Source organism: Roseateles aquatilis (assembly GCF_002205645.1).
GTDB lineage: Bacteria > Pseudomonadota > Gammaproteobacteria > Burkholderiales > Burkholderiaceae_C > Roseateles > Roseateles aquatilis.
The window spans coordinates 79086-89409 of record NZ_NIOF01000002.1 but is presented as its reverse complement, the minus strand read 5'-3'; the positions used below and the strand labels follow the sequence as shown (position 1 = coordinate 89409).

The following is a 10324-nucleotide window of genomic DNA, read 5'->3' as shown; positions in this document are numbered from 1 at the left end:
ATCGACGCCATGAACGAAACACGCCCTGTCCCCGGTGACGCGCAGCGCCGGTTCGCCGCCTCCGCCATCGCGCGCCTGTCCGCCGATCCGCGCATCGTGGGCATCGCCGCGACGGGGTCGTGGGCGGACGGCACGCTCGACGAGTTCAGCGACCTGGACCTGTTGATCGCGGTGGAGCCGGCCGCCTTCGAAGAGATCCTCGAAGCGCGGATGGCGATCGCGTCCACGCTCGGCCCGATGCTGAGCGCCTTCACCGGCGAGCATGTGGGCGAGCCGCGCTTGCTGATCTGCCTGTTCGACGCGCCCTTGCTGCACGTGGACCTGAAGTTCGTCGCCGTCGACGGCATCGGCGCGGTGGTCGGCGCCGCCGAGCCGCTGTGGGCGCGCGACGGCCGTTTCGCGCCCGCCCTGCGGGCCGTCGCCGGCGCCCGCGTGAGCGCGCCGAACCCGCAATGGATCGAGGACCGGTTCTGGGTGTGGGTTCATTACGGGGCGACGAAGATCGCCCGCGGTGAGCTGTTCGAGGCCCTCGATTTCCTGTCGTTCCTTCGCACCACCGTCCTCGCGCCGATGGCCAGGGCCCGCGAGGGCCGTCACGCGATCGGCTTGCGGCGGCTGGAACAGCGATCTCCCGACATCGCCGCCGCGATGCGGCCCACCGTCGCCATGCATGAGCTCGCCAGCTGCCATGCCGCCACGATGGCCTGCGTGCAGCTGTATCGCGTGCTGCGCGAGGACTCGGTCCTCCGCCGCCGGGCCGCGGAGGACGCGGCGGTGACGTACTTGCAAGGGCTGGCGCCGTAACCACCGTAACGCACATGCCACCCCGCGCCGCGGCGGCCCGGACAGACACTCGCCGGATCCCTTGAACTCCACTCCGCGACCATGCCCCAGCGCCGGCAGTTTCTCGCGGCGGCACTGGCGCCGCTGCTGACCCCCACGTCCTCCATGGCGGCGCCCGCGCTGCCCGATGCGGCCGGGCCTTACGCCCTCCCCAACACCTTCGTCCACCCGCTGCCCGACCCGGTGAGCGGTCGAAAGTACGAGGTCTGGGTCGACCTGCCCGTCAGCGCGACCACCGCCTCCCCCGCCGATGGCCCGCGGCCCGCCGTCTTCGTCACCGACGCGCCCTACGCCTTTCCGATGGTGCGCGCGCTGCGCAACCGCGTGGGACAGCAGGGCCGCAACCTCGCGGACTTCATCCTCGTCGGACTGGCCGGTCCAGCGGATGAATCCGCGACGGACATGCGATCGCGCGACTACACGCCGACGAACCCGCTGACGCGTCCCCATCGGCCAGCCAACCGCTATGGGGCGCCGCGCTACGGGGACGGCGCGCTCTACCTGAAGTACCTGGCGGACATCGTGGTCCCGGCGGTCTCGGCGCGGTATCGCATCGATCCGGCCCGTCGCGTGCTGCTCGGGCATTCCTTCGGCGCGCTGCTCGGGACTCAGGCGCTGTTCACCCGTCCCGACCTCTTCAGCCATTACATCCTGGGCAGTCCATCGCTCTGGTTCGACGGCCGCGTGATGTTCGATCGGGAGGCCGCGTACGCGCAGCGCCACACGGACCTGGCCGCCAACGTCTTCCAGTACATCGGTGCCTACGAGGCCGTCGCCAAGGGACCTCGCTACAACACCGAGACCGACATGGTCGCCGATGTGCGACGCTTCGAGGCCACGCTGCGCAAGCGCCGCTATCGGTCGCTGCGCATCGAGAGCCACGTGCTCGCTGGCGAGGACCACCTGACCGTCGCGCCAGCCGGCGCGACGCTGGGCCTGCTGTGGGCGCTACCGGGGCGTGGTCCCTATCAGGCGTGAGACGTCGCTGATGCCACTGATGCCGCGCGCCATGCGCGGCATCGCCGCCAGCGCCAGCACGCCCAGGCCGCCGGCCGCCGCGTAGGCCGCCACGCTGCCGGCGGTCGCGGCGCCGCTCACGCCCAGCATGTCGAGCGCCGCGATCCCGGTGCGCTGCAGCCCCAGATAGAGGCTGAACAGGTACAGCGCCAGGAACGTCCGTGCCCCCCGCGTCAATCGGCCCAGCAACGCGGCGCCGGCGCTGAAGAACAGCAGCCCCGCCAGGCAGGCCGCCGCGCGCAGCGGGGCCTCCACCGACAAGCGCAGCAACGCCGGCGCGCCGACGATCACGCCGAGCCCGAACGCGGCGACGGCCTGTCGCCAGCCGCGCTCCGGCGCGCCGCCCGCCGTGGCGCTGGCCATGCCCAGCGTGCCGCTCTGCCAGTCGCGCGAGCTCACGTCCGCCACGGCGATGCCCCAGGCGCCCAGCGCGAGCGCCATCACCCGCGGCAACGCGCTCGTGGGCACGGCGACCGACGCTGCCACGCAGGCCGTCATCACCAGCGCCAGCACCGGCTGGCTGAGCAGCACCAGGCTCACGTCCGCCAGCAGCCGGCCGGCAAGACCCGGCACCCGGGCGCTCAGTCCCAGCAACTGCCCGAACAGCCACCGCATCGGCGCCAGGACGGGCCGCGACAGCCATTGCAAGACGGCGACCGCGCGGCCGCGGCCGGCGCCGGCCCCCTTGACCCGATCGGGCGCGTAGCGATGGAAGAGCAACACCGCGGGCAGCAGCGGCAGCAACGCCACGCCCATCGCGCCGACGCGCAGCGCGACGAGTTCCCGGCTCCAGAGCCCCTCGGGCATGTGCAGCACCGGCAGCCCGGCCCGGAACGGCGCGCCGCCGATGCTGACGCTGCCGACGTCCATCAGCCGGCTCAAGGCCACCACCCACACGGACAGCCCCTGCACGTCCAGCACCTGCCAGCCGCTCAACCCCGACGCGCCGCCGCTCAGCATCGCCGGCATGAAACCGAGCTGCGCGATCCAGAACACCCAGTACAGCGCATCCCCGCGCTTGCGCATCAGCGGCGCCCACGCGTCGGCAAGCACGGCAAGGCTCGCGCACATCATCATGCCCGGCGCCAGGCCCAGCAGCAGCATCTGGAGGTAAGGCACGGGCCGCAACGGCCCCTCGCCGCGCACCAGTTGCAGCACCCACAGCGTCAGCATCAGCGCGGTCCCCAGCGACATCAGGAACCCGAACGCGCCCAGCCACCGCGCGCCCAGCAGTTGGACGTTGGTCACCGGCGTGGCGGCCAGCACGGCCGCGGTGCCGCAGCGGAGGTCCTCCTGGCTGCGGCCTCGCGCGAGATAGAAACCCGCCAGCCCGAAGAGCATGCAGGCCATCACGCCGGTGGCGAAGGCCAGCGCCTGACTGTCGTAGGCGATGCGTTGCCCGCCGGTGACCATCGTGGCGCGACCCGTCCTCGGATCCAGCACCATCAGCCAGCTCACCGCGACGACGGTCAGCAGGATCACGAGCGTGCTGACCCGGCGGCTGCGCAGCCGCCATTCGTTCAGCACGGCGGCCTTCCACAAGGCTGCGTTCATGCGGCCACCTGTGCATCGGCGTAGCGCTGCGCCATCAGGGCTTCCTCCAGCGTCGGCTGCGCGGGTTGCGCGTCCGCGCAAGGGCGCGAGGCATGCGCGATGCGCACCTGCATCTGCCCGCCCTGCGGCTGGGCCTGGAGCACCCGCACCTGCCCGCGCAGCGCCTCGTACGCCTCGGGCGACAGCAGCGAGGTCCACACCTGACCCGCGGCACGCGCCAGCATGGCCTCGGGGGTCTCGAACGCCACCAGCCGGCCCTGGCGCAGGATGGCCAGGCGCGAGGCCATGTTCTCCACGTCCGACACGATGTGCGTCGACACGATCACCAGCCGCTTCGCCCCGAGGTCGCCCAGCAGGCGGCGAAAGCGCAGGCGCTCTTCCGGGTCGAGCCCGGCGGTGGGCTCGTCGACGATCAGCACGTCGGGGTCGTTCAACAACGCCTGCGCGATGCCCAGCCGCTGCCGCATGCCGCCCGAGAAGCCGGCGGCCGCGCGGTCCGCGTGCTCGTGCAGGTTGACCAGCTCCAGCAGTTGGCGCACGCGGCGCTTGTCCCCGACGCCCTTCAAGGCGGCGAAGTACTGCAGGAACTCACGCGCCGTCAGGTGCGGATAGACGCCGAAGTCCTGCGGCAGGTAACCGAGCCGCCGACGCATCGCCTCGGGCTTCGCGACGATGTCCTGCCCGTCCAGCAGGATGCGCCCGCGCGTGGGCACCGTCAGCGTGGCGAGCATCTGCAGCAAGGTGCTCTTGCCCGCGCCGTTGTGGCCGATCAATCCGACCACGCCGGGTTCGAGGTCCAGCGAGACGCCGTCCACCGCGGTCTGGCGTCCAAAGGTTTTGACGACGTCCTGAATCTGCAGCAAGGCCACCTCCCGGTTGTGAATGCCGCGCAGCGTAGGCAGGCACCGGGATGGCACGAAGCGGGGATCGACAGGCCGCCGCGGGCGTGGGTCAGGCTGCGTTTCAGGGGGACAGGTGTTGCGCGGCCCCCCTGCCTGCCCTACTGACGCCCGCACGGCGCCTTGGCGGTCGGAGCGACATCGCCAAGTTTTCCACTATGCACGTCATTAGGAATTGCAAATGGATACGCGAACCTCGATAGCAAATACTGACCCCCAACCACGGAAGACAGAAAGGCAACCACGATGACGCGAATTCAAACGGCCGGGCAGGTCCTCAAGGGCCACGTTCACCTCGCGAGGCAGGTCATCGGCGTGTCGATCTTTGTCGCCGGTACCGCGGTCGGGGTCGTGGACCTCGTTCGACACGTGGTTTAAGCACCCGCGCGGCGGGCACGCGCATCGTCCCGTCGCCGCGGATTTCTACAGCATCAAGGAGATGTGATGAGTGATGAAGGCAAATGCCCCGTGACTGGCCGGGGCGGCGCGCCGGTGGCGCGGACGAATCGTGACTGGTGGCCCAACCAGCTCAACCTCGGCGTGTTGCGGCAGCTCGCCGTCAAGTCGGACCCCATGGGCGAAGGCTTCGACTACGCCAGGGAGTTCAACAGCCTGGACCTGCCCGCCCTGAAGCAGGACCTGCACGCGCTGATGACGGACTCGCAGCCCTGGTGGCCGGCGGACTTCGGGCACTACGGCCCGCTGTTCATCCGCATGGCCTGGCACAGCGCCGGCACCTACCGCACCGCCGACGGCCGCGGCGGCGCCGGCGGCGGACAGCAGCGCTTCGCGCCGCTGAACAGCTGGCCCGACAACGGCAACCTGGACAAGGCCCGCCGCCTGTTGTGGCCCATCAAGCAGAAGTACGGCAAGAAGATCTCGTGGGCCGACCTGATGATCCTCACGGGCAACGTCGCGCTGGAGTCGATGGGCTTCAAGACCTTCGGCTTCGCCGGCGGCCGCGCCGACGTCTGGGAGCCCGAGGACCACATCAACTGGGGCGCCGAGAGCACCTGGCTGGACGACCGCCGCTACAGCGGCGACCGCGACCTGGCCAAACCGCTCGCGGCCGTCCAGATGGGCTTGATCTACGTGAACCCCGAGGGCCCGAACGGCAATCCCGACCCCCTCGCCGCGGCCCGCGACATCCGCGAGACCTTCGCCCGCATGGCGATGGACGACGAGGAGACCGTCGCGCTGATCGCCGGCGGCCACACCTTCGGCAAAACGCACGGCGCGGGTGACGCCGCCCATGTCGGCGTGGAGCCGGAAGGCGCGGACATCACCGCGCAGGGCCTGGGCTGGTCGAGCGGCTTCGGCAAGGGTCACGGCGGCGACGCGATCACCAGCGGCCTGGAAGTCACCTGGACCACGACGCCGACGAAGTGGAGCCTCAACTTCCTCGAGAACCTCTTCGGCTACGAGTGGGAGCTGACCAAGAGCCCCGCCGGCGCCCATCAATGGATCGCCAAGGACGGCGCCGGCGCCGGCACGATCCCCGACGCGCACGACCCGTCCCGGCGCCGCGCGCCGACGATGCTCACGACCGACCTGTCGCTGCGCGTCGACCCGGCCTACGAGAAGATCTCGCGCCGCTTCCTGGCCCATCCCGATCAGTTCGCGGACGCCTTCGCCCGCGCCTGGTTCAAGCTCACCCACCGCGACATGGGTCCCCGCGCGCGCTACCTCGGCCCCGAGGTGCCCGCGCAGGACCTGATCTGGCAGGACCCCATCCCGGCCGTGGATCACCCGTTGATCGACGCGACCGACATCGCGACGCTCAAGGCGAAGGTCCTCGCCTCGGGTCTCACCGTGTCGGAACTGGTCTCGACCGCGTGGGCCTCGGCCTCGACGTTCCGCGGCTCCGACAAGCGCGGCGGCGCCAACGGCGCGCGGGTCCGGCTGTCTCCGCAGAAGGACTGGGCCGTCAATCAGCCGAGCCGACTGGCGCGTGTGCTGGACGTGCTGGAAGGCATTCAGCGCGACTTCAACGCGGCGCAGGCCGGCGGCAAGCAGGTCTCGCTGGCCGACCTGATCGTGCTGGCGGGCGGCGTGGGCGTCGAGCAGGCCGCGAAGGCCGGCGGCCATGACGTGAAGGTGCCCTTCACGCCGGGGCGGACGGATGCGTCGCAGGCGCAGACGGACGTCGAATCGTTCGAGGTGCTGGAGCCGGTCGCCGACGGCTTCCGCAACTACCAGAAGGCCAGGTTCACCGTCTCCGCGGAGGAACTGCTGGTCGACAAGGCCCAGTTGCTGAACCTGACCGCGCCCGAGATGACGGTGCTGCTCGGCGGCCTCCGCGTCCTCGGCGCCAACGCGGGCCAGTCGCCGCACGGTGTCTTCACGCATCGACCCGGAGTCCTGAGCAACGACTTCTTCGTCAACCTGCTGGACATGGGCACGCAGTGGAAGGCGAGCGCGCAGGACGCCGACCTCTTCGAGGGTCGCGATCGGCAGAGCGGCGCCCTGCGCTGGACCGCCACGCGGGTGGACCTGGTGTTCGGATCGAACTCGGTCCTGCGCGCGCTGGCCGAAGTCCATGGCAGCAGCGACGCCGGCGGCAAGTTCGTCGACGACTTCGTCGCCGCATGGACCCACGTGATGGACCTCGATCGCTTCGACCTCGCCTGAGGTCGAGGTCGGCAACGGAGCTTCCTGGCCCACGGGCCGGGAAGCGACGCTGCCGGGCGTGGCTCCGCGAAGGGCCACGCCTGCAAAAAATAAGAGCTGCAGGAGACAACCATGCTCGATTGGATCGAACGACACGCGACGACGTGGCTGGTCATCGCGTTGAGCGAAAGCCCCTGGCCCCGAGAAGCGGCACTGGCTCACGGCCTCCACGCCGTCGTCACGCGCGGGGCATGACCGCCCCGCTCAGCCAGGCGGCCGGGCGTTGGCATGCGGCCCCGGATTCGCCGGCGCAGTCGGAAGCGGCATGCGAGGTGGTGCGGGAGCTCTGGACCTTGCTGCTCGCGCAGCTCAGGCATGTCGCCGACGAATGCGCCGATCCCAAGGCGCTCCGGCGCTTGCGGAGCATCGGCGTGCGACGCACGGACGTGTTGCTGGCCGGCCTGGCCAGCGAGTTCGTGAAGTCCAGCCAGTTGGCGGCCAAGAGCTGTTGCGCGCCACTGGCGCTCGACGTCCTGGTCCGCGCCCAGCAGCTATTGCCGGGAGACGACCTGCACAGCGACTTCGAGCGGCTCAGCGCCTTGTATCAACGGCTGCTTGAGGTCCTGGAGCCGCCGGAAGGCAGCCATCGCCATACCTGGCTGGAAAGCCGAGCGAGGGTGCATTCGGCGAGGGCGCAGGCGTTGAGATGAGCCGGGGCCGGGCGGCCCCTTCGGGCCGGATCCGGTCGATCGCTTGACTTTCGATATCTCATGCAACAACATAAGTTCCATGATTGATCGAGCCCGTCATTCGAGCCCTCCAGAACCGCGCGACGCGTCCCGCCGATGAACGACGCCTTCTCCGACCCGCTCGCCGTCGCCTCCTATGCCGAACGCACCGCGAAGATCGTTCCCGGGCTTCTCGACCTCCACGCCATGGCGGGCCTCCTGCTCGCGGAGCGCGCCCCGGCAGATGCGCGGATCCTCGTGCTCGGCGCCGGCGGCGGACTGGAGCTGAAGGCATTCGCCGAGGCGCATCAGGCCTGGACCTTCGACGGCGTCGATCCCTCCGCAGACATGCTCCAACTGGCCCGAGCGACGCTCGGCGATCTCGCGTCGCGCGTCCGGCTCCATCGGGGCTACATCGACAGCGCGCCCGAGGGCCCGTTCGACGGCGCCGCCTGCCTGTTGACGCTGCACTTCCTGGCGGCGGAGGAACGACTCGCCACCTTGAAGGCGCTGGCTCGGCGCCTCAAGCCGGGTGCGCCGTTCGTCGTCGCGCATCACAGCATGCCCGTGGACGATGCCAGCAAGGAGCAATGGCTCCGTCGCAATGCGATGTACGCGATCCACGCCGGCGTTCCCGCCGAGCAGGCGCTCGGCAGTGTCCCGGCGATCAAGGAGCGCCTGCCGGTGCTCTCGCCCGAGCAGGACAGGGCCCTGCTGGAAGCGGCGGGGTTCTCCGGCGTCGAGCTCTTCTACGCCGCGTTCACGTTCAAGGGATGGGTGGCGCGGCGGGCGTGAGCGCGGCGGCAAATCGACCGGCTCCCGCCCGCGCGCATCTCACAACATCACCGGCTTCGCGCGCGGCTCGCCTTCATGGCGCTTCGCCAGAGCGACCGCATCCTCTCCGGCCGGGAACCGCAACTGATCCGACGCGTCATTCGCGGCCCGCCAGATCGCCTCCGCGACATCCACTTCCTTCGTCACGGCCTTGTTCTGCGCGAACGTGGCAAAGACGCGATGCGCGAACGCCGCATACGTTTCGGGAATCGACCCTTGCATGCGCTCCTGGCCGTTGGTTGTGAAACTGGTCGTCGGTCCATACCCAGGCTGCACCAGCTTCACTCGCACGCCGAATTCCCCGAGCTCGCCTTCGAGTGAAGCCGTGTAGCCTTCGATCGCTGTCTTGCTGGCGGTGTAGGCGGCCACCAGCGGCATCGCCGCCAGCGTGGCACTGGACGTCACATTGATGATCGTGCCGCCTTGCCGCTCGCGAAACCGCGGAATGACGGCCTGGCACATCGCGATCACGCCGAAGGTGTTGGTTTCGAAGACCTCCCGCACCGTCGCCATCGGGGTGGCTTCCGCCGCGCCGAAGAGGCCGATGCCCGCGTTGTTCACGAGCACGTCGATCGGGCCGCAGCTTTCAAGCAATCGGGCAATGCTCTCCGGCTTCGTCACGTCCAGCGTCGCCACGTGCATCGTGTCGGACAGCGGGAGCAATTCGGGACGCGGTGAACGCATGGTCGCGATCACTCGCCAACCGCGTGCGTGGAAATGCCTGGCGGCCTCCAGGCCGAAACCCGAGGAACATCCGGTGATCAAGACTGTTTTCATCTGCATACATCCAAGGTGGGTGGTTGACTCGGATGCAACGATAGAGGGCAGCAGCAGGATGATCTATATTGATTCGTCCGGCGTTCTTTAGCGAAAGTCCAGATCACTCATGAACGATCCCCTCACCGAGGTTGTCAGACTGCTGCAGCCCAGTGCCGTCTTCGCCAATCCGATCACGGGACGCGGGCACTGGGCCGTGCGGTACTCCGAGTACGGCCAGCCCAGCTTCTGCATCATGTTGGAGGGCAGTTGCCTGCTGGCCGTCGATGGCCACGAGCCGATCACCATCAGCGCGGGAGACTTCGTCCTGCTTCCGGCGACGCCCGCCTTCACGATCTCAAGTTTCGTCCCCGCCCCACCGGTCCATTTCGACCCCAACGCCATGCCCGGCGGAAACATCGAACGGCGTTACGGAGACCAGAAGGGGGCGCCCGAAATGCGCTCATTGGGCGGCGCATTCCTGTTCGATTGCGCGGATCCGCGGCTGCTCGTGTCCTTGCTGCCTGGCGTCGTGCATGTGCAAGGGTCGGCGCGCCTGGCGCAACTCGTGAACATGGTGGGAGAGGAGTACGCCGGACAGCAACCGGGCAGCGACTACATGCTGTCTCGACTGGTCGGCATGTTGCTGATCGAGGCGATGCGATCGACGACGACCGGCAGCGCGCCGTCCGGTCTCCTGCGCGGACTGGGGGATGAACGACTGGCGCCCGCGCTCAAGAAGATTCATGCCCGTGTCGACCACGCATGGACCGTCGAGGAACTGGCCGAGGCGGCGGCGCTCTCCCGATCCGCCTTCTTCGAGCGCTTCACGCGCAAGGTCGGCGTCGCGCCGATGGAATACCTCCTGACCTGGCGCATGGAACTCGCGAAGGATCTGCTGCGTCGGGCAGGCTTGTCCGTCACCGAGGTGGCTGAGCGTGTTGGTTATGGATCCTCCAGCTCGTTCAGCGTCGCGTTCAGCCGGCATGTGGGCGAGTCGCCGAGTCGCTACGCGCGGCCTGCCTGAGGACGGCTGGAGGCCGCGGCGGCCCGCGGTGCCGGACTCCTGAACAAGAAGGTCGG

The 10324-nt window shown here is 69.4% G+C and carries 10 protein-coding genes; 7 read left to right on the top strand and 3 right to left on the bottom strand.

The genetic code is table 11. The annotated features are described in order from the left end of the window. Positions 1 to 9: 9 nt before the first annotated feature. Both CDN99_RS05850 and CDN99_RS05845 read left to right on the top strand, forming a co-directional pair. On the top strand, positions 10 to 804 hold the full coding sequence (locus CDN99_RS05850; RefSeq protein WP_088383594.1) for a nucleotidyltransferase domain-containing protein: 795 nt from the start codon (positions 10 to 12) through the stop codon (positions 802 to 804). 81 nt (positions 805 to 885) lie between these two features. After that, positions 886 to 1821, top strand: a complete 936-nt coding sequence (locus tag CDN99_RS05845) for an alpha/beta hydrolase (protein ID WP_238139395.1) — start codon at positions 886 to 888, stop codon at positions 1819 to 1821. Here the strand turns inward: CDN99_RS05845 and CDN99_RS05840 are convergent. Further along, positions 1792 to 3414, bottom strand: coding sequence for a hypothetical protein (locus CDN99_RS05840; RefSeq protein WP_141100658.1), 1623 nt, complete (start codon positions 3412 to 3414; stop codon positions 1792 to 1794). The genes CDN99_RS05845 and CDN99_RS05840 overlap by 30 nt on opposite strands. After that, positions 3411 to 4283, bottom strand: coding sequence for an ABC transporter ATP-binding protein (locus CDN99_RS05835; protein ID WP_375134419.1), 873 nt, complete (start codon positions 4281 to 4283; stop codon positions 3411 to 3413). The genes CDN99_RS05840 and CDN99_RS05835 overlap by 4 nt, the downstream gene beginning before the upstream one ends. A 474-nt stretch (positions 4284 to 4757) precedes the next feature. On the opposite strand from CDN99_RS05835, the gene katG reads away from it, so the two are divergent. The 4 genes from katG to CDN99_RS05820 all read left to right on the top strand — a co-directional run bounded on the left by katG (position 4758) and on the right by CDN99_RS05820 (position 8446). Then, positions 4758 to 6944, top strand: a complete 2187-nt coding sequence (gene katG, locus CDN99_RS05830) for a catalase/peroxidase HPI (protein ID WP_088383591.1) — start codon at positions 4758 to 4760, stop codon at positions 6942 to 6944. A 111-nt stretch (positions 6945 to 7055) separates the two neighbouring features. Further along, positions 7056 to 7178 (top strand): hypothetical protein, encoded by a 123-nt coding sequence (locus CDN99_RS29505; protein WP_259374711.1) that lies wholly within the window; start codon positions 7056 to 7058, stop codon positions 7176 to 7178. Further along, entirely contained in the window at positions 7175 to 7633 is a 459-nt protein-coding gene (locus tag CDN99_RS05825) for a hypothetical protein (protein WP_088383589.1), read from the top strand. Before CDN99_RS29505 ends, CDN99_RS05825 begins: the two co-directional genes overlap by 4 nt. Before the next feature lie 135 nt (positions 7634 to 7768). Continuing rightward, the gene (locus CDN99_RS05820; protein WP_088383587.1) at positions 7769 to 8446 is read left to right on the top strand and encodes a class I SAM-dependent methyltransferase; all 678 of its coding nucleotides are present in this window, start codon (positions 7769 to 7771) and stop codon (positions 8444 to 8446) included. A 39-nt stretch (positions 8447 to 8485) separates the two neighbouring features. Here the strand turns inward: CDN99_RS05820 and CDN99_RS05815 are convergent, their stop codons facing one another. Further along, a complete protein-coding gene (locus CDN99_RS05815) occupies positions 8486 to 9262 on the bottom strand; it encodes an SDR family oxidoreductase (protein WP_088383585.1) in 777 nt (258 codons plus the stop codon). Positions 9263 to 9371: 109 nt separating this feature from the next. Between CDN99_RS05815 and CDN99_RS05810 the strand changes: the two genes are divergently transcribed. Then, the gene (locus CDN99_RS05810; protein WP_088383583.1) at positions 9372 to 10268 is read left to right on the top strand and encodes an AraC family transcriptional regulator; all 897 of its coding nucleotides are present in this window, start codon (positions 9372 to 9374) and stop codon (positions 10266 to 10268) included. Positions 10269 to 10324 lie beyond the last annotated feature (56 nt).

What these genes read in the sequence shown, in the direction of transcription:
- CDN99_RS05820 (WP_088383587.1), top strand. Translation starts at nt 7,769, where the DNA reads ATGAACGACGCCTTCTCCGACCCGCTCGCCGTCGCCTCCTATGCCGAA.
- CDN99_RS05840 (WP_141100658.1), bottom strand. Translation starts at nt 3,414, where the DNA reads ATGAACGCAGCCTTGTGGAAGGCCGCCGTGCTGAACGAATGGCGGCTG.
- CDN99_RS05825 (WP_088383589.1), top strand. Translation starts at nt 7,175, where the DNA reads ATGACCGCCCCGCTCAGCCAGGCGGCCGGGCGTTGGCATGCGGCCCCG.
- CDN99_RS05845 (WP_238139395.1), top strand. Translation starts at nt 886, where the DNA reads ATGCCCCAGCGCCGGCAGTTTCTCGCGGCGGCACTGGCGCCGCTGCTG.
- katG (WP_088383591.1), top strand. Translation starts at nt 4,758, where the DNA reads ATGAGTGATGAAGGCAAATGCCCCGTGACTGGCCGGGGCGGCGCGCCG.
- CDN99_RS05815 (WP_088383585.1), bottom strand. Translation starts at nt 9,262, where the DNA reads ATGAAAACAGTCTTGATCACCGGATGTTCCTCGGGTTTCGGCCTGGAG.
- CDN99_RS05810 (WP_088383583.1), top strand. Translation starts at nt 9,372, where the DNA reads ATGAACGATCCCCTCACCGAGGTTGTCAGACTGCTGCAGCCCAGTGCC.
- CDN99_RS29505 (WP_259374711.1), top strand. Translation starts at nt 7,056, where the DNA reads ATGCTCGATTGGATCGAACGACACGCGACGACGTGGCTGGTCATCGCG.
- CDN99_RS05850 (WP_088383594.1), top strand. Translation starts at nt 10, where the DNA reads ATGAACGAAACACGCCCTGTCCCCGGTGACGCGCAGCGCCGGTTCGCC.